The organism is Nocardioides sp. NPDC006303, from assembly GCF_040613175.1.
GTDB lineage: Bacteria > Actinomycetota > Actinomycetes > Propionibacteriales > Nocardioidaceae > Nocardioides.
Genome location: NZ_JBEXRR010000002.1, coordinates 222015 through 240688, shown reverse-complemented (window position 1 = coordinate 240688; position 18674 = coordinate 222015). Strand labels below are relative to the sequence as shown.

Here is an 18674-nt window from a genome sequence, read left to right as displayed (position 1 = left end):
GCTCGCACACTGGGCACATGAGCAACCGAGCCCTTCTCGTCATCGACATCCAGGAGTCCTTTCGGCAGCGGGAGGTCTGGCAGCAGACTCTTCACCCCGACATCGCCGACCGAGCCGACCGGCTGGTGAGCCTCGCTCGCGCCGCGGGCGACCTGGTGGTCTGGGTGCTCCACACCGAACCCGGCAGCGGCGGCGTCTTCGACCCGGAGTCGGGTCATGTGCGTTACCTCTACGGGCTCAGCGGCCCCGAGTCGGGCGATGTCGAGCTGCGCAAGACCGCCCACAACGCCTTCACCACGACCAACCTGCAGCAGGTGCTGACCGAGCGCGGGGTCACCGAGCTCGTGGTGTGCGGGATCCGCGCCGAGCAGTGCGTCGAGACCACCGCGCGGGTCGGCTCCGACCTCGGCTACCGGATCACTTATGTCGCCGACGCGGTCACCACCGAGCCGCTGGGCGGGCTGTCGGCCGAGGAGGTCGTGGAGCGTACGAAGCTCGTGCTCAGCGGCCGATTTGCCGAGATCGCGACGATCGCCGATCTGGAGGCTGTGGCAGCATCTGCGGCATGAGCGCCGTTGTGTTCGTGCTGCTGCCCGGCGTACATCTGCTCGACCTCGCCGGGCCGGCACAGGCGTTCCACACGGCGCGCAGCCTTGGACACCCCTACGACCTCGCGTACGTCGCGGGCGCCGAGCCGGGGGAGGTGCTCTCCGCACAGGGGCTGCCTCTGACGACCGCCGCGGAATGGCCCGATCTCGACCCCGGTGACCTGCTCGTCGTGCCGGGCTGGCGGGCGGCGTACGACCTCGTCGCCGGCCCCCGGCTCACCCGCGAGACCGCCGAGCGGCTGCGTGCCCATCATGCTGCCGGGGGTGAGGTGGCCAGCGTCTGTGCCGGCGCCGACGCCCTCGGGCAGGCGGGCCTCCTCGACGGACGTCGCTGCACCACCCATCACGATCTCCAGGACGCGCTGTCCCGGCGCTACCCGAAAGCCCGGGTGGTGCGCGACGTGCTCTTCACCAGCGATGACCGGATCGTGACGTCGGCAGGCATCGCCAGCGGCATCGACCTGAGCCTGCACCTGCTCGCGGTGCGCCACGGACCGGCGCTGGCGGCTCGCGTGGCCCGCGACATGGTCGTCTACGCGCGGCGCAACGGAGACCAGCCGCAGGAGAGCGTCCTGCTGCGCCACCGGAACCATCTCGACGACACCGTCCACCATGTGCAGGACGTCATCGACGCCCGGTTCGCCGAGCCGCTTCCGCTCTCCGCGCTGGCGGACGGCGCGGGGGTGAGCGAACGCACCCTGACCCGCGCCTTCGTAGCTGCGACCGGCCTCACCCCGCTCCGGTATCAGCAGGCTCTCCGTCGTGAACGGGCCGACCATCTGCTGACCGCGGGCACCACCATGGAGTCGGCCGCCCGTGCGGTGGGCTTCGACGATGCCCGGATGCTGCGCCGCCTCCGCGCTCGCTGAACCTCGATTGTCCATATGATGGACGACTGGTCCGCGGAATGGAACCCGGGTGTGTTTGGCAGCGGATACCTGCCGTACGATCGCTACTGCTCATCGAGAGGGACTGAGGGAACGGCCCAGTGAAGTTCCGGCAACCGACCACGAGCCTCCTCCCGGCCATCGGGTAGGGCGTGGAGCAGGTGCTAATTCCGGCCCGGCGCGAGAGACGTGATCGGGGAAGATGAGGAGGAGGTTTCTCATGAGCGCTGCGACCACGGAGACGAAGGGCCTGCGCGAGGGCGCTTTCGGCAACGCCTCGGCGCTGTCGTGCCGGGAGTGTGGGCACCAGATCGAGCTCGGACCGCATTACGCCTGTCCGGAGTGTTTCGGGCCACTCGAGGTGGCCTATGACTTCCCGGCCGTGACCCGCGAGGAGATCGAGGCCGGACCCCGCAACATCTGGCGCTACAAGGCGCTGCTGCCGGTGCCCGACGACATCGAGCAGAGCCCCAACACCGAGCCCGGCTTCACCCGGCTGCTGGACGCGAAGAACCTCGCGCGTGAGCTCGGCATCGAGAAGATCTGGGTGAAGGACGACTCGACCAACCCGACCAACTCCTTCAAGGACCGCGTGGTCGCCTGTGCACTGAGCGCCGCCCGCGAGCTCGACGCCAAGGTCTTCGCCTGCCCGAGCACCGGCAACCTGGCCAATGCTGTCGCGGCGGCGGGAGCGCGCGCCGGGATCCCGACCGCGGTCTTCATCCCGAGCAACCTCGAGCAGCCCAAGCAGGTCAACTCCGCCGTCTTCACCGACAACCTGATCGCCGTCGACGGCAACTACGACGACGTCAATAAGCTCGCTCAGGAGATCGCCGCGGAGGAGGAGGGCTGGGCGTTCGTGAACGTCAACGTACGTCCCTTCTACGCCGAGGGCTCCAAGACGCTCGGCTTCGAGATCGCCGAGCAGCTCGGCTGGCGCCTGCCCGACCAGATCGTCATCCCGGTGGCCTCCGGATCCCAGCTGACCAAGGTCGACAAGGCCTTCAAGGAGCTGATCAAGCTCGGTCTGGTCGAGGAGAAGCCGTACCGGATCTTCGGCGCCCAGGCCACCGGCTGCAACCCGGTCGCGACCGCGTTCAAGGCCGGCGTCGACGCCATCCGCCCGGTCAAGCCCGACACGATCGCCAAGTCGCTGGCCATCGGCAACCCGGCCGACGGCATCTATGTCCTCGACGCCACCCGTTCCTCCGGCGGTGCTGTCGAGGAGGTCACCGACGACGAGATCCGCGCCGCGATCGTGCTCCTGGCCCGCACCGAGGGCATCTTCACCGAGACCGCCGGCGGAACCACGCTCGCGGTCACCAAGAAGCTCGTCGACAACGGTCTGCTCGACCCGAGCCTGGAGACGGTGATCATCAACACCGGCCACGGCCTCAAGACGCTCGACGCGGTCAGCGGCATCGTCGGCCCCCGCGCCACCATCGCCCCCAACTACGACGCCTTCGAGGAAGCCGGTCTCTCCCAGGCCTGAGGTCGCCAGAGCGTCACGCTGGGTCCTTCGCGACTGTGACAGAGAGTCTGGCCTTGTGAGCGATTCACAAGGTCGGACCCTCTGTTATAGCGATGCATCAATCAGGGAGCCGGCGGCACTCGCCGGCGACGCAGGCGAGGCCGTTGCGCAATGACAGCGTCGGTTCGGCTTCCTTCTCGGCGATCACGGTGTAGTTCGTGACCGTGCGCCCGCGCACCATGTCGAGACGACGCACTCGAGTGCCGGCGGCGTCGCGATCCGTGACTAGCTGGAGGTAGGTGTCGTCGTCGTAGGCGTACGCGAGGATCTCCTCGTACGCATCCTCGATCCTGACCACGCGTGACGACTCGGCGAACCAGACCGCCTGCTCACCCGAGGCCGAGAGCACGGGGAAGGCCGGTTGGCCGGTCGCACTGCGATCGATGGTGATGTCGGGCTTTCCCGGGAACTGCCACCCGTCCGGCATGGCGCCGATGAAGCCGGGATACTTCGACTCGAAGAGCCTGTCTGGTTCCTCGAAGTCGTCGGAGTTGTCGTGGGGCCGCATCGCGACCGGACGGGGCGGTCCGCCGCTGGCCACCGAGATGGCCCGCGCACCGTCGGAGTCAGCGGTGTAGAGGAAGTCGCCGGCGATGGCGAACGGGTCCCTCTGGAAGGCGAACGGCACGGTGCGGACCACCTTGCCGCTGCTGACAGCGACGATGGTGAGGCGCCGGTAGGACTCCACGTCGCGGATCCCGACATAGCGGTCTTGATCGATCAGCCCGTGCATCCCGGAGGTGAAGTTGAGGTCCCACCACCACTCGGTGCCGGTGACGATCAGCCCACCGTTGGCCAGCGTCGGCTCACCGAGTTGACGCCATCGGTCCTTACCTGAGGTGATCTCCAGGGCGGCGGTGTAGCCGTCGCTCTCATAGACGAGCAGGTCGCCGTAGCGTCGGAACACATCGGCGTACGGGATCCGCCGCGACCATCGTTTCTCGCCGGTCACCGGGTCATAGGCGCTTATGACATGGCCACGGCTGCCGATCACGACGTCCTGGGTGGCCAGCACGGGAGGATCGAAGAAGCTGTCATCCTCATTGCCGAGGGCACGGGTGTGGCCGTTCGCGGTCAGGATGAGTCCGTCGAGCATGCTCCAGGTGAGCGCACCGCCGTCGAACGACCCGATCGCCGATCCGCCCTCGGTCAGCACGGTCCCAGGCACCGGGTCGGGGCGTTCCTGGATCACCGCGGCCGCGAAGATCCCGCCGCTGAGCATCGGGGTCAGCAGTTAGAGCCGGGCGCGGATCGGGCTGCGCTGCTCGTCGTCCAGCAGCATCAGGTAGGCCTCGACCGCTGTGAAGCCGATCAGAACGCTTCCGATCACACCCCATCGCATTCCGAGGTCACCGACCAGCGTCCATACGACTATGGCGACGCCGACGAACAACATGACCGCAGCGGTGACCGCCTGTGCCCGAGACATGACCATGGCACCACTATGCGGCCTTTGCTGCCCGCTGTGTCGCAGGCCGGACGTCGGGCGAACCGTCCGTTCACACTCGTGCGCTACAGATAAGGAATGTGAACACCACGAAGACGAGTGAAGAGGCCAAGTGGCTCGGCATGGTCGCCGCCACCGCCGGTGTCGCCGGCGCAGTCGGTGTGGTGGGGGCGGCGGCCGGTGCCGGGTTCGTGACGTTGCTGAAGAGACAGGCGGCGCACGCGCGTGACGTGATCGGCAAGCCTCTCGGCGAGGAGGCGATCGACGCCGACAAGGTCTACAAGAAGGCCTACGGAGGTACGCCGGTCGAGCTCCTCATCCTCGGGGACTCGATCGCCGCGGGGCTGGGCGCGGAGACCAGGAGCGGCACCCTCGGCGCCCGGCTGGCGAAGGGCACGGCCAAGGCTCTGCTGAGGCCGGTGCGGCTGCGTACGGCTGCCGTGGTCGGGGCCGAGACGTCGATGCTCCCCGCGCAGCTCGAGTCGCTGCCGAAGGGCTACCGGCCCGATGTGGCGGTGGTCATCGTCGGTGGCAACGACGTCACCCACCGGGTGCCGCAGAAGGACTCCACCCGGGTGCTGGGGGAGGTCATCGACGCGCTGCGCGAGCGTGGTGCCGAGGTCGTGGTCGGGACCTGCCCGGACGTGGGTGCGGTCCGCCCCCTGCCGCAGCCGCTGCGCTCGCTCGGGCGCAGGATCGCCAAGCAGCTGGCCGACGGCCAGCGGGAGACGGCGCTCGCTCGCGGCGCCCACGTCGTCTCGCTCTCCGACGTCGTCGGCCCGTTCTTCATCACGAACCCCGACGAGATGTTCGCCATCGACCACTTCCACCCCAGTGCGATGGGCTACAAGCGCACGGCCAAGGCGATGCTGCCCTCCGTGCTCGCTGCCCTCGGCCAGGTCCAGCAGGTCCCGTTCGGACACCACCTGCCCGAGCTCCCGCCCGAGGCGACCGAGCCGCCGGATCCTGACACGAACACCGGTCGAGTCGGCTCGTCATAACGCGCCGACTCGGCGAACTCTCACGTCAGTTTGGGCCGACTCGGGCTGACTCGGTCCAGGTCCCAGACCAGTGCGTCGTGGACGCGCTTCTCGACCAGGTCCCAGGCCTCGGCGCTGACGCCAGGGTGGGCGGAGCGGTCGATGGCGCTGAAGGCTTCCGCGACTTGGGAAAGAGTGCGGTTCACGACGCGGATGGCGCGCCGCTCCGGTAGACCCCATGAGCGGCCCTCCGCGACCACGTCGTCGATGGTGACCTCGTCGACGAGGAACTTCCCGTTGACATCCAACGCGAACCGCCGGTTGTCGCGGCGATGGTGGAGATGCATGGAGATGTCGTACGCCGGGCTCAGGGTCACGCTCCCGTCGGCCCGACGGATGAACGAGATGTTCTTCGCGTGCATGTCGGTGTTGCCGACGAGGTGGGAGAACGCGACCAGCCGCAGGAGGTCGTCCGGGTTGCCGCCGTCGAGGCGGAGTACGTCGGCGGCGTGTCGCAAGGACGGCATCTTCGAACCCCACTGGAACTTCCGGTTGGGATCCAGGGTGTTCAGCCCGATCGCCTGAGCTAGATCCTCCTGATGGATCCGAGGATGCGGCCCGTCGAGATCTCTGTCGTAGCGGGAGACCGCGATGGCACGTACGTCCTCGAACTCCAGGATCTTCGCGTCGACGCTGGTCAGGCCGACCATGCGGGCCAGAGTCAGAGAGGCGACCTCGGTGTCGACGACATCAGCGATGCCGGACTCCGTCGAGCCGCCTCGCTTGACGATCCAGGTCGACGGCGCTCCGTCCTTGCAGGCGAACCAGCCGCCGTCCTCGTGGTGGACGGCGATCTTCGGGACCATTCCCGGAAGGCTGATCGACTCAACCGTCGTCCCGAAGGCGCTCGCCGGCGAGTGTTCGTCCGCGTGTTGAATTCGTTCGGCGAGCTGGTCCTGCGTCAGTGGCACGTATCGCCCTTTGGAGGTGGGGTCATCCGCCCCTTCGGTGACGAAGATGGCCGCGCCGGTCGTGTCGCGACCGTACGACCGGATCATCGCGAACGAGTCGTCCGGCGGGACGCCCGCACTCATCGCATGGTTGGTCCGGGCGTTCCCCTCTGGGAGAAGTCCGTCGAGATAGTTCTTGACCAGTGCGGGGACCGGCACGTCGCCGATCGTCAGCTTTGCCGACAGTAGGCGCGTCCCTTCGGGCCAACGTTCCTGCGACTCATCGGTCCAAGACAGGGTGAGTCGGCCGTCATACGCCTCGGACAGGGTGGCGATCCGTGTGCCATAGACCCAGATGTCGAGCGGATCGCGCATCAGTGCTGGCCCTCGTCGTCGACCTGGGCATGGATCTCGATGTGCGCCCCGAGCTCTCGGAGCAGTTCGAAGATGCGCGTGGCGTACAGGTTCGGCTTCCCGGCCTCGAGCTCATAGATGTATCGCCGGGAGATGCCGAGTGACTCTGCGAGCTCGTCCTGAGTCACGCCGCGCTTCGCCCGAAGGCGTGCGAGGGCTTGACCGAGCGCTTCAGGTGACCGTGCGGTGAGCTGATAGTCCGCCACGGCGCCTCCTATGGGCTGATATCGACTCGTTCGATAAATGCGAGGATATCAGCCCATAGGCGCGGCGGGCGGATATCAGCCCATGCGGCGCCTAGTTGTCGACGTCGGTGCCCGTCTCGTCCGGGGTCTTGCCGCCGGTGCTGAGCATGTCGGCGGTGAGGCCGGTGGCGGCGCGGTAGTCGACGGTCCCCGCAGGTGTACGCGGCACCGACTCGACCAGCAGGACGAGCTTGGGCTCGTGCGACTCCCCGAGCCGGTCGCGGGCGTGCTTGCGCAGGTCGGCAGCCGTGGTCTCGGTCGACGGGGCGAGCTGCACCAGCGCCGCGACCTGCTGGCCCCAGCGCGGGTGGGGCATGCCGAAGACGGCGGCGTCGACGACGTCCTCGTGGGCGAGGAGCACGCCCTCGATGGTCTCGGGGTGGATCTCGAGGTCACCGGTGCGTACGAGGGTGGCGGCCCGGCCGAGCAGGGTGATCGAGCCGTCATGCTCGCGGCGGGCGAGGTCGCCGGGGAAGGTCCAGCGCCGGTTGTCGATCAGCTTGATCGCGGTGGCCGAGCGGGCGTTGTCCTTGTAGTAGCCGAGGGCCGAGGGGCCGGAGCGGGCCAGCAGGCCCTCGACGCCGGGAGCCGCCGGGGTGAGGTCGGGGTTGAAGACCTCCACCTCCGGGCCCACCATGAAGCGCGCCTCGCCGGGCACTAGCGCCGAGCCGTCGTCGGCGCGGGAGCCGGTGACGCCGGTCTCCAGGGTGCCGTAGGAGTCGACGATGACCCGGCGGGCGAAGGCGTTGCGCAGGACTCCGAGGACGCCGTCGGAGAGCGGTGCCGCGGTGTTGGAGACCCCGGCGAGCGAGTGCAGCGGCCAGCGCTTCTTGCCGGTCAGCCGGGCCTTGGCCACCGGTCGCGCCTGGGCGTCGCCCAGCAGCGTGATCGCGGTTGCGCCGGCCTGCTCGGCGAGGTCGAGGAAGGCCTCGGCGGAGAAGGTGGGAGAGGTGTCGAGCACCGCGGTGCCACCGGCGACCAGCGCCCGCAGGAGCAGCAGCTGGCTCTGCCCGTGCAGCAGCGGACCGCCGGCGAGCAGGACGACACCCGAGTCGCGAGCGGCCGCCTCCGCGGCGAGCCCCTCGACCGACGGGATCGGGGCGTTGCGGCGGACCGTGTTCAGCGCGGCCCAGATCAGGTCCTCCTGGCGCCAGACCGCACCCTTCGGGGTGCCCGTGGTGCCGGTGGTGAAGATGATGTGCCAGTCGCCGGGCGTACGTCCGACCGTCGGCCGCTCCTTGGACGCCGCGGCGACCTTGGCGTCGTAGTCGGGACCGAGGACGACCCGGTGGTCCAGCTTCAGGTCGAGCTCGTCGAGGTCATCGGTGAACTCGGGGGAGACGATGGCCGCGACGCAGTCGGTGGCGGCGTACGTCCGGGCGAGCTCGTCGCGCCGGTAGGCGTGGTTGATGTTGACCGGGATCGTGCGGGCCTTGAGGCACCCGTAGAGGGCGTCGACCCACTCGATCCGGTTGGTCGCGTGGACGGCGACCTGGGCACCCGGCTCGAGGCCGACGCTCAGCAGGTGGTTGGCCAGGCGCGTGGCACGCTCGTCGATCTCGGCGTACGAGTAGGCGCGGTCGGAGGTGACGACGGCCGTGCGATCGGGGATCGCATCGGCCATCGCCTCCAGGATGTCGGGCAGTGTGAGGGGGATCACGGCGGACACAGAGACGTACGTGCCTTCCAATTCATAGAGCCAGGGGTAGGGCCGTACGGCACCGAACCGTACGTCGGATCAGCCGGTCGTCACGTACGCGCCTCGAGCAGCTCGGCGGCGACCGTAGCGCTCGCACGATAGTCCACCTTGCTCACGGGCGTGCGGGGGACTCGCTCCACGAGCAGGATGTCCTTGGGCACCTTGTAGGCGGAGATGAGGCTGCGGCAGTGCTCGCGGAGCGCATCGGTCGAGGTCGCGGCGCCCTCGCGGAGCTGCACGAGAGCGGTGACCTGCTGGCCCCAGCGCTCGTGCGGGGTGCCGACGACCGCCGTGTCGAAGACGTCCGCGTGACGCAGCAGGACCGACTCGACCTCCTCGGGGAAGACCTTCTCGCCACCGGTGTTGATGCAGCCCGACCCGCGGCCGAGGACGGTGATCGAGCCGTCCTCCTCGCGCCGCGCGAAGTCGCCCGGGATCGACCAACGCTGCCCGTCGACCTCCTTGAACGTCGCCGCGGTCTTGACCGGGTCGTTGTAGTAGCCCAGCGGGATCGACCCGGTGCGCGCGAGCATCCCGGTCTCACCCGGCGCGCACGGCTTCATGTCGGTGTCGAAGACCTGTACGTCCATCCCGACCTGGAACTTCGGCGCGGCCTGCGCGCCCTCGTTGCCGTCATCGACCTGCATGCCGGCCGCCCCGGACTCCGAGGCGCCGTAGGAGTCGAGGATGTAGCGGCCCGGCAGCGCCTCCCGGAGCTGGGTGCGGACCCCCGCGGAGAGCGGGGCGGCGCCGTTGGATACGGCGAACAGGCTGCTCAGGTCCCAGCGCTCCGGCTCGCGCAGGATCGCCTCGGCGACCGGGCGGCCCATCGCGTCGCCCAGGAAGGTGAGCGAGTTGACCCCGGCGGCCTGGACCAGGTCCAGGATCGTCTCGGGCGACCAGGCCGGCTCGGTGTAGAGCGAGACCGTGCAGCCGGCGACATGGCCGTTGCCCATGATCCACTGGCTGCCGCCGTGCATCATCGGACCGCAGGCCAGCAGCACCATCGGCGACTCCTGTGCCGCGGCCTCCTGGGCGAGCTGCTCGACGGTGTCGAAGGGGGCTCCGAACCGGCTCGCGTTCATCGCGGCGCGGATGATGTCCTCCTGGCGCCACACGACGCCCTTCGGCATCCCGGTGGTGCCGCCGGTGTAGATGACGTAGCGGTCGTCGGGGCTGCGCTCGATGTCGGGGCGCTCCTTGGACGCGGCAGCGACCGCGGCGTCGTACTCCTCGCCCATCACCAGCGTCGGGATGCCCAGGCCGAGCGCGGCGACCGCCTCGACGTGCTCCGGTCCGATGATCGCGGCGACCGCGTCGGAGTTGCGGTAGAGGTGGTCGAGCTCGTCGTGGAGGTACTTGTGGTTGATGTTGATCGGCACCGCCCGCGCCTTCATGCACCCGTAGAACGCGTCGACCCACTCGATCCGGTTGCGGGAGTGGATGGCGACGTGGTCGCCGGGTTTGATGCCCTGCCCGAGGAGGTGGTTGGCCAGCCTGGTCGCGCGCTCGTCGACCTCGGCGAAGCTGTAGGCGTGTTCCATGGTGAACACGGCGGTGCGGTCGGGGATGGCGTCGGCCATCGCCTCGAGGATGTCGGGGAGAGTGATCGGGGTCACACCACCGAGTGTGGCAACTAGAACGTGTTCTCGTCTAGCGATTGGGGTGGAAAACCTTCCAAGGCCCTTTGCCGCCGGGCGAGGTCGGCCCGCTCGGGCCCGTGCGTGCAGAGCGCGATGGCCTCCGCGTACGCCTCGATCGCGTCGTCGTGACGCCCCGACCGCTCCAACAACTGGGCGCGTACGGCAGGCAGCCGGTGCCCCGGGAGAGCGACCGAGTCCAGCGCCTCGAGGCCGGCCTCGGCGCCGTTCGCCTCAGCCACCGCGACGGCCCGGTTGAGACGTACGACCGGGGTGTCCTGGAGCGCCAGCAGCTCGTCGTAGCGCTCGATGATGCGCTTCCAGGCGGTCGTCTCGGAGCTGGGCGCGAGGGCGTGCTCCGCGGCGATCAGCGCCTGGAGGAGATAAGGCGCAGGGGCCGCGTGGGCGAGCGGGGTGAGGATCGCGAGGGCCTCGGCGATCTCGTCGGTCCGCCAGCGGGTGCGGTCCTGGTCCGGGAGCAGCACGAGAGCGCCGTCCGGCCCGATCCGGGCCGCTCGGCGCGAGTGCTGCAGGAGCATCAGCGCGAGGAGCGCGTCGATCTCCGGGTCCGGCTCGGGAAGGACCGACCGAAGGACGCGGACCAGCCGGATCGCCTCACCCGCCAGGTCGGTGCGTACGACATCCGGACCGGTGCCGGGGGCGTAGCCCGCCGTGAACGCGAGATAGGCGACCTCGGCGACGATCCCGACCCGGCCGGCGAGATCCGCGGGAACCTCGAAGGAGGCGCCCGCCAGCCGCTTCCGGGCTCGGGTCAGCCGCGCCGCCATCGTCGTCTTCGACTGCAGGAACAACCGCCCGATGTCCTCGGTGGAGACGCCGAGAACCAGACGGAGGGTGAGCGCCGCGGCGGCTTCGCGGGACAGGGTCGGGTGGGCGCAGAGCAGCACCAGTCGCAGCCGTTCGTCGGTGACCTCCTCGCCGGAATCGACCATCAGCCGCTGCGCCTCCTGGGTCACCGCCGCATCCACGGCGAGCAGCGGCATCTTGCGAGCCAGCACCTCCTCTGAGCGCATCCGGTCCACGATCCGCCGCCGCGCCGTGGTGAGCAGCCACGCCGGTCCGTTGTCGGGTTCGCCGTCGGCGGGCCAGCGCCGGGCGGCCGCCTCGAAGGCGTCGGCCAGGCCGTCCTCGGCCAGGTCGAGACGGCGGAACTGCGCGACGAGCAGTGCCAGCAATCGGCCCCACTCCTCGCGCAGCAGCTTCTCCAGCATCGCCGTGGGTCGCCCTAGTCCGCCGCGCGGATCTCGATCGCCGACTCGACCGTGGCGAGCAGCTTGCAGCACTCGACCAGGTCGTCGCGGTCCTCGGACTCCACGACGTAGAGTCCGGCGAGGTGCTCGGCTGCCTCGGTGTAGGGGCCGTCGGTGACGCCCGAGGCACGCACGGTCACGGCCGTCGACGGAAGGTCGAGCGCGGCGCCGTGCCGCAGGTCGGTGTGGCCGCGCTCGGCGAGCAGTGCCGCGAACTTCTCGTGCACGGCGAACAACGCGTTCCTGTCGTCCTCCGACTTCGCCTGCCACTCGGCCTCGACGTTGGGGATGAGCAGGTAGTAGCGAGTCATCGGATCTGCACCCCCTGCGTCGGGCGGATCTCGACGGCGAAGTGCTTCGGAAGGAGCTTCGCGAGGGCGACGGCGTCGTCGATCGTGGGCACGTCGATCACGTAGTAGCCACCCAGTTGCTCGACCGACTCCGCGAACGGGCCGTCGGTCACGGCACCGTCCTCGTGGACGGTCAGCGAGGTTGTGGGCGGCTGCAGGGCGTCGCCGTCGATCAGCTCGCCCCGCTCCGCGACCGCCTTCGCGAAGGCGCTGAAGTCTGCGTACGCGGCCTGCGTCTGCTCCTCCGGCAGGGCGTCCCAGCGGGCGTGGTGGTCGGGGCCACCGAGCAGCAGGAGATACCTCATGCTGACATCCCCTCGTGCTCGACGATCTCGCGGATCTCGAGCGCCGTCTCGAGCTCGGCGAGCACCTTGCAGCACTCGAGCATGTCGTCGGCGTCGTCGGTCTCGATCGTGTAGAAGCCGGTCACGTGCTCGACAGTCTCGGCGAACGGGCCGTCGGTGATCACCACCCCGTCACCGGTCTTGCGAAGCGTCTTGGCCTTGCTGGAGTGGTGGAGCTCGGCGCCGCCGGTGACCTTGTGGCCGCGTTCGGCGAGCAGCTTGGCGAACCTGCCGTGCACCTCGTATCCGGCTGCCTTCGCCTCCGGCGTCGACTCGGCCCAGAAGGCCTCGTTCGTCGGCAGCAGCACCATATATCTGGTCATCGTGATCCCTTTCGTCCGCTCGTATTGAGTCTGTCATCGGGGATGACGGGTGGGACAAGGCCAAATCGACACCGGGAAGGAACGAAGATGTACGTCATCCGTTCAACTTTCACCGGAAGGCTCCGCGTGTGACCGACCCCCTGCTGCGAGGCGACCTCGCGCCCGAGCCCCGGACGCTCGTCGACATCTTCCGGGCCACTGCGGCCCAGGTGCCCGACGAGCCGGCGGTCGACGCGGGCAACGGGCTGCTGACGTACGCCGAGCTCGAGGAGGCCGCCGACGGGCTGGCCGCCGAGCTCAACGCCGCCGGGATCGGGCCGGGGGACAAGGTCGGGCTGCGGATCGCGAGCGGCACCACCGACCTGTACGTCGCGATCCTCGGGATCCTCTGTGCGGGTGCTGCCTACGTGCCGGTCGACGCCGACGACCCCGAGGAGCGGGCCCGGCTGGTCTTCGGTGAGGCCCAGGTCGCCGCGGTCGTGACCAACGACCTGCGGGTCACACTGATTCCGATGGTCGGGCTTGCCGATCCCGGAGAGGCACGCGAGGCGCGCGAGCCGGAGGAGCCGTCGACCGACGACGACGCGTGGGTGATCTTCACCTCCGGGTCGACCGGCACCCCGAAGGGCGTCGCGGTCACCCACCGCAACGCTGCGGCGTTCGTCGACGCCGAGTCGCGCCTCTTCCTCCAGGACGCCCCGATCGGGGTCGGCGACCGGGTGATGGCGGGTCTCTCGGTGGCCTTCGACGCGAGCTGTGAGGAGATCTGGCTGGCGTGGCGCTACGGCGCCTGCCTGGTCCCGGCCCCGCGGGCGCTGGTGCGTTCGGGGGTCGACGTCGGTCCGTGGCTGGTCGCCAACCAGATCACCATCGTCTCGACGGTGCCCACGCTGGTCGCGCTGTGGCCGCCGTCCTCGCTCGACCGGGTCCGGCTGCTGATCACCGGCGGCGAGGCGATCCCGCCCGAGCTCGCCGCCCGACTGGTCACGTCCGGCCGCGAGGTGTGGAACACCTACGGTCCGACCGAGGCGACGGTGGTGGCCTGCGGCGCCCAGCTGACCGCAGAAGGGCCGGTACGGATCGGCCTCCCGCTCGACGGCTGGGACCTCGCCGTCGTCGACCCCGCCACGGGCCTCCCGGTCCCCGAGGGCGAGACCGGCGAGCTGATCATCGGCGGCGTCGGCCTGGCGCGCTATCTCGACGCCGCCAAGGACGCCGAGAAGTACGCCCCCATGCCCACCCTCGGCTGGGAGCGCGCCTACCGCTCCGGCGACCTGGTCGTCAACGACCCCGCCGGGCTGCTCTTCGGCGGGCGCGCCGACGACCAGATCAAGCTCGGCGGCCGGCGCATCGAGCTCGGCGAGATCGACAGCGCCCTGCTGCAGCTGGACGGCGTCGTCGGGGCCGCGGCGGCCGTGCGGAGGAGCGCCGCGGGCAACAGCCTGCTGGTCGGCTACGTCACCGTCGACGACACCTTCGACCAGGCCACCTCCGTCGCCCGGCTCAGGGCCGACATGCCGGCGGCCCTGGTGCCGCGGCTGGCCGTGGTCGACAGCCTCCCGACGCGTACGAGCGGGAAGGTCGACCGCGACGCACTGCCGTGGCCGCTCGCCTCGGCCGCGGGTTCGGGGGAGGGGCTCAGCGACACCGAGGCCTGGCTGGCGGGCCTGTGGAACGACGTCCTGGGCGCCGAGGTCACCGGGCCGGCGGCGGACTTCTTCGACCTCGGCGGCGGCAGCCTGACTGCGGCCCAGATGGTCAGCCTGATCCGCGAGCGCTTCCCCGAGGTCGCGCTCGGAGACATCTACGACCAGCCGAAGCTCGGCGCGCTGGCCACCTACATCGACGAGATGGGCAGCTCTGCCGCGCTCTCCGAGCACGAGGTGCCGGCCGTACGCCTCAAGACCCAGGTCGCGCAGGTGGTCGCGACGATCCTGCTGCGCTGCCTCGCGGCGCCGCGCTGGCTGACCTGGATCGGGCTCGGGACGACGCTCGCCCAGCCGTGGGCGCCCTGGCTGCCCTCGCTCAGCTGGTGGATCCTCGTACCGGCCGTCCTCGCCTTCCTGACCCCACCGGGCCGGATGCTGCTCGCCGCGGGCGCGGCGCGGCTCATCCTGAGCGGCGTACGTCCGGGGGAGCACCCCCGCGGCGGCAAGGTCCATCTCCGGCTCTGGCTGGCGACGCACGCCGTCGACGAGCTCGGCGCCCACGGTCTCGCCGGAGCACCGTGGATGCTCTGGTACGCCCGGCTGCTCGGCGTGCGGATGGGCAAGAACGTCGACCTGCACAGCCTTCCGCCCGTCACCGGCATGCTCACCCTCGGCAAGGGCTGCTCGATCGAGCAGGAGGTCGACCTCTCCGGTCACTGGATCGAGGGCGACGTGCTCCATCTCGGAGAGGTCGAGGTGGGCGAACGGGCCCGCGTCGGGGCGCGGTCGACGCTGCTGCCCGGCTCCCGGGTCGGCGATGACGCCGAGGTCGGACCGGGTTCGGCTGTCTTCGGTGTGGTGCCGGCGGGCGAGTTCTGGTCGGGTTCGCCGGCCGTACGCGCCGCCAGAGAGGCCCGCGGGCCGTGGCAGCCACCCGAGGCGCGAGCCCAGGTGTGGATGCTCCTCTACGGCATCGCGGCCGCCGTCCTCGCGCTGCTTCCCGCGGTCGCCGTCGGCGTCGGGATGCTCGTCGCCGTCGCCCTCGCCGGCGTGCCCACCTCTTACACCGACATCGGGGCGCTGCTGGCCTGGAGCCCGGTCGCGGTGGCGGCCGGCTTCGCCACCCTGGCCGCGCTGATCTGGGCGGTGGTGCGGCTCGCCGGTCTGGCGATCGCCCCCGGCGTACATCCCGTACGCAGCCTGGCCGGTGTCGCGGTCTGGTCGACGATGCAGGTGCTCGACGAGGCCCGCACCTGGCTCTTCCCGCTCTACTCCTCGACGCTGACGCCGCTGTGGCTGCGGGCGCTGGGCGCGAAGATCGGCAAGCACGTCGAGGCCTCGACGGTACTGATGATCCCCGGGCTGACGCAGGTCAACGACCAGAGCTTCCTGGCCGACGACACCCTGATCGGTGGCTACGAGCTCGGCGGCGGCTGGCTGCGGGTCGAGCGGGTGAAGATCGGCAAGCGCGCCTTCGTCGGCAACTCCGGCATGGCGGCCCCGGGCCGCAAGGTGCCGAAGGCGTCCCTGGTCGCCGTGCTCAGCGCGGCCCCGCGCCGCAAGCGCGCGCAGAAAGGGGAGAGCTGGCTCGGCTCGCCGCCGGCGCCGCTGCGTCGGGCGGCCGGCGAGGCCGACTCGGGACGTACCTATGACCCGCCGGCCGGGCTCAAGATCGCAAGGGCTCTCGTCGAGCTGGCCCGGCTGGTGCCGCAGACGCTCGCGGTGCTGCTCTACGCAGGCGTCGGCTACGTGCTCGTGCGGGTCTGGGAGGCGACCGACCTCCTCGTCGCGATCCTGGTCGCCGGGCCGGTGCTCGCGGCCGCCGGAGCGGTCGCCGCCGGCATCACGGTGGCGGCGAAGTGGCTGCTCGTGGGCCGCATCCGGGCCGGGTCGCACCCGCTGTGGAGCTGGTTCGTGTGGGCCAACGAGCTGGCCGACACCTTCGTGGAGGTGCTCGCCGCACCCTGGTTCACCGGCGCCGTGTCCGGGACCCCGGTGCTCAACCTCTGGTTCCGAGCGCTCGGTGCGAAGATCGGCCGCGGCGTGTGGATCGAGACCCACTGGCTGCCCGAGACCGACCTCGTCGAGCTCGGTGACGGTGCCACGGTCAACGCCGGCACCGTCGTGCAGACCCACCTGTTCCACGATCGCGTCCTGGCCCTCGACGAGGTCGTCCTGCGGCGCGGCGCCACGCTCGGGCCCAACTCGGTGATCCTGCCCGCCGCGGCCATCGGGCGGCATGCGGTCGTGGGCCCGGTCTCGCTGGTGATGCGCGGGGAGAGCCTCCCGGACAAGACCCTGTGGATCGGCAACCCGATCGGTCCCTGGGACCAGGCGGCCCCCTAACATGACCGCCGTGCCGAAGCTCCCCGCAGCCGACCCCTACCTTCCTGGTCATGGGGACCTGTCGTGGAGCGCGACCCACTACGACCTCGAGCTCACCTACGACCTGGTCGGCAACCGGCTCGCGGGCACGGCGACGATCCGCGCGGTCGCCGTGGAGGACCTCAGCCGCGTCGTCCTCGACCTCGCCCACCTGCGGGTGCAGAAGGTCGCGGTCGACGGCCGCCCGCCGGCCAAGTGGGCCCACCAAGACCACCGCCTGGTGCTGAACCTCCGCTCGCGGATCGCCGCCGGCGAGGAGTTCGTGGTCACGGTCAGATACTCCGGCAAGCCCCGCCCGGTGGTGCTGTCCCACCACGGCGACGCCGGCTGGGAGGAGCTCGACGACGGTGTCATCGTCGCAGGTCAGCCGCATGGTGCGCCGGCCTGGTTCCCGTGCAACGACCGCCCCTCCGACAAGGCCCGCTACGCGATCAGCGTGACCACCGCGCCGGGCTATGCGGTCGTCTCCAACGGCGAGCTGACCTCCCGCGTACGCCGCGGCAGCGGGGAGACCTGGCGCTACTGGCAGGCCGAGCCGATGGCGACCTATCTGGCCACGGTGCAGATCGGGCGCTACCGGGTCGTCGACATCGCGACGAGCGAAGGGCCGGGCGGCCGGGTGCCGATCCGGGCCGCGTACCCGGTCGACGCCACCGCCGGGTTCGAGGCCTCCTTCGGGCGCCAGCGGGAGATGATGGCCTACTTCACCTCGGTCTTCGGGCCCTACCCCTTCGCCTCCTACTCCGTCGTGGTCACCGACGACGAGCTCGAGATCCCGCTCGAATCGCAGTCGCTGTCGACCTTCGGGCGCAACCACCTCACCGGCGAGTGGTCGGAGGTACGCCTCGTGGCCCACGAGCTCGCCCACCAGTGGTTCGGCAACGCGGTGACCCTGCGCGAGTGGCGCGACATCTGGCTGCACGAGGGTTTCGCCTGCTACAGCGAGTGGCTGTGGTCGGACGCCTCCGGGGGCCGCTCGTGCGGCGAGCACGCCCGTCACCACCACCGCCGGCTGTCCGCGCTGGCGCAGGACCTGGTCCTCGCCGACCCCGGTCCCGCGGACATGTTCGACGACCGCGTCTACAAGCGCGGAGCGCTCACCCTGCACGCACTGCGCCGCACCGTCGGCGACGAGGCCTTCTTCAAGATCCTGCGCACCTGGGTCGCCCGGCACAGCGGGGGATCGGTCACGACCGCCGACTTCGAGGCCGTCGCCGCCGAGGTCTGCGGCCGCGACCTCACCGCGCTCTTCGATGCCTGGCTGCGCCGGTCGGCGCTGCCCGACCTGCCCGCCTGATTGTCGCTCTGTCGTATTTTGGGGCCCGTGCCTGAGCTGACCTTCCGTGACGCCAACTTCTCCGACGTGGACGCCCTGGTCGGGCTGATCGAGTCGGCCTACCGCGGCGACGCCTCCCGTGCAGGGTGGACCACCGAGGCCGACCTGCTCGCCGGCCAGCGCACCGACCCCGAGGGCGTACGTGAGGTGATCACCGCTGCAGGCTCCCGCCTCCTCGTCGCCGAGCAGCCCGAGCGGCCGGGCGAGATCGTCGCCTGCTGCCAGCTGCAGAAGCGGGAGGCGTACGTCTATTTCGGCATGTTCTCCGTCTCGCCGCAGCTGCAGGGGGCCGGCGTCGGCAAGGCCGTCATGGCCGAGGCCGAGCGGATCGCGCGCGAGTGGGGCGCGGAGGAGATCCGGATGACCGTGATCCGCCAGCGCGAGGACCTGATCGCGTTCTACGAGCGGCGCGGGTTCGGGCGTACGGGACGCTTCGAGCCGTTCCCCTACGGCGACGAGCGCTTCGGCCGCCCGTTGCGTGAGGACCTCGAGTTCGCCGAGCTCGCGAAGCCTCTCTGACCATCGCCCTCCTGGGATCTTCTTGCACTCGCAGGGGTCGAGTGCTAAACATGAGGCTGGCACTCTTACCATGAGAGTGACAACAACCGGACCGGT

Annotated in this window: 17 protein-coding genes and 1 riboswitch; of the genes, 7 read left to right on the top strand and 10 right to left on the bottom strand. The window is 70.2% G+C overall.

Annotated features, from left to right (window positions below; genetic code table 11):
• Positions 1-17 precede the first annotated feature (17 nt).
• The 3 genes from ABZY89_RS02750 to thrC all read left to right on the top strand — a co-directional run bounded on the left by ABZY89_RS02750 (position 18) and on the right by thrC (position 2987).
• On the top strand, positions 18-569 hold the full coding sequence (locus tag ABZY89_RS02750) for an isochorismatase family protein (protein ID WP_355224432.1): 552 nt from the start codon (positions 18-20) through the stop codon (positions 567-569).
• Complete coding sequence (locus ABZY89_RS02745) at positions 566-1477, top strand: DJ-1/PfpI family protein (RefSeq protein WP_355224430.1); 912 nt, start codon at positions 566-568, stop codon at positions 1475-1477. Before ABZY89_RS02750 ends, ABZY89_RS02745 begins: the two co-directional genes overlap by 4 nt.
• Positions 1478-1564: 87 nt before the next feature.
• Positions 1565-1704, top strand: a riboswitch (SAM riboswitch).
• A gap of 11 nt (positions 1705-1715) precedes the next feature.
• On the top strand, positions 1716-2987 hold the full coding sequence (gene thrC, locus ABZY89_RS02740; RefSeq protein ID WP_355224428.1) for a threonine synthase: 1272 nt from the start codon (positions 1716-1718) through the stop codon (positions 2985-2987).
• Positions 2988-3084: 97 nt separating this feature from the next.
• Here the strand turns inward: thrC and ABZY89_RS02735 are convergent, their stop codons facing one another.
• Positions 3085-4248, bottom strand: coding sequence for a hypothetical protein (locus ABZY89_RS02735; protein ID WP_355224427.1), 1164 nt, complete (start codon positions 4246-4248; stop codon positions 3085-3087).
• A gap of 12 nt (positions 4249-4260) precedes the next feature.
• A complete protein-coding gene (locus tag ABZY89_RS02730) occupies positions 4261-4455 on the bottom strand; it encodes a hypothetical protein (protein ID WP_355224425.1) in 195 nt (64 codons plus the stop codon).
• A 98-nt stretch (positions 4456-4553) separates the two neighbouring features.
• Here ABZY89_RS02730 and ABZY89_RS02725 point away from each other — a divergent pair, with 98 nt between their 5' ends.
• Positions 4554-5474 carry an SGNH/GDSL hydrolase family protein gene (locus ABZY89_RS02725; protein WP_355224423.1) on the top strand — a complete coding sequence of 307 codons (921 nt, stop codon included), beginning with the start codon at positions 4554-4556 and terminating at the stop codon, positions 5472-5474.
• 20 nt (positions 5475-5494) lie between these two features.
• Here ABZY89_RS02725 and ABZY89_RS02720 read toward each other — a convergent pair whose 3' ends face one another.
• From ABZY89_RS02720 to ABZY89_RS02685, 8 genes are all read right to left on the bottom strand, one after another.
• Positions 5495-6778, bottom strand: a complete 1284-nt coding sequence (locus ABZY89_RS02720; RefSeq protein WP_355224421.1) for a HipA domain-containing protein — start codon at positions 6776-6778, stop codon at positions 5495-5497.
• The gene (locus ABZY89_RS02715) at positions 6778-7023 is read right to left on the bottom strand and encodes a helix-turn-helix transcriptional regulator (protein WP_355224419.1); all 246 of its coding nucleotides are present in this window, start codon (positions 7021-7023) and stop codon (positions 6778-6780) included. Before ABZY89_RS02715 ends, ABZY89_RS02720 begins: the two co-directional genes overlap by 1 nt.
• A gap of 91 nt (positions 7024-7114) precedes the next feature.
• A complete protein-coding gene (locus ABZY89_RS02710; protein ID WP_355224417.1) occupies positions 7115-8722 on the bottom strand; it encodes an AMP-binding protein in 1608 nt (535 codons plus the stop codon).
• 89 nt (positions 8723-8811) lie between these two features.
• Positions 8812-10380 carry an AMP-binding protein gene (locus tag ABZY89_RS02705; RefSeq protein WP_355224415.1) on the bottom strand — a complete coding sequence of 523 codons (1569 nt, stop codon included), beginning with the start codon at positions 10378-10380 and terminating at the stop codon, positions 8812-8814.
• Between the two features lie 17 nt (positions 10381-10397).
• Positions 10398-11633, bottom strand: coding sequence for a DUF6596 domain-containing protein (locus tag ABZY89_RS02700; protein ID WP_355224414.1), 1236 nt, complete (start codon positions 11631-11633; stop codon positions 10398-10400).
• Positions 11634-11647: 14 nt separating this feature from the next.
• The gene (locus tag ABZY89_RS02695) at positions 11648-11983 is read right to left on the bottom strand and encodes a YciI family protein (RefSeq protein WP_355224412.1); all 336 of its coding nucleotides are present in this window, start codon (positions 11981-11983) and stop codon (positions 11648-11650) included.
• Positions 11980-12327 (bottom strand): YciI family protein, encoded by a 348-nt coding sequence (locus tag ABZY89_RS02690; protein WP_355224410.1) that lies wholly within the window; start codon positions 12325-12327, stop codon positions 11980-11982. The genes ABZY89_RS02695 and ABZY89_RS02690 overlap by 4 nt, the downstream gene beginning before the upstream one ends.
• A complete protein-coding gene (locus ABZY89_RS02685; RefSeq protein WP_355224408.1) occupies positions 12324-12689 on the bottom strand; it encodes a YciI family protein in 366 nt (121 codons plus the stop codon). Before ABZY89_RS02685 ends, ABZY89_RS02690 begins: the two co-directional genes overlap by 4 nt.
• A 128-nt stretch (positions 12690-12817) precedes the next feature.
• Here ABZY89_RS02685 and ABZY89_RS02680 point away from each other — a divergent pair, with 128 nt between their 5' ends.
• Genes ABZY89_RS02680 through ABZY89_RS02670 form a run of 3 tightly spaced genes read left to right on the top strand, consistent with a single transcriptional unit; the run spans position 12818 to position 18578 of the window.
• Positions 12818-16684 (top strand): Pls/PosA family non-ribosomal peptide synthetase, encoded by a 3867-nt coding sequence (locus ABZY89_RS02680; protein WP_355224406.1) that lies wholly within the window; start codon positions 12818-12820, stop codon positions 16682-16684.
• A 1-nt stretch (position 16685) separates the two neighbouring features.
• Positions 16686-18020: a M1 family metallopeptidase gene (locus ABZY89_RS02675; RefSeq protein ID WP_355224405.1), complete on the top strand. Its 1335-nt coding sequence runs from the start codon at positions 16686-16688 to the stop codon at positions 18018-18020.
• 27 nt (positions 18021-18047) lie between these two features.
• Complete coding sequence (locus ABZY89_RS02670) at positions 18048-18578, top strand: GNAT family N-acetyltransferase (protein ID WP_355224404.1); 531 nt, start codon at positions 18048-18050, stop codon at positions 18576-18578.
• Positions 18579-18674 lie beyond the last annotated feature (96 nt).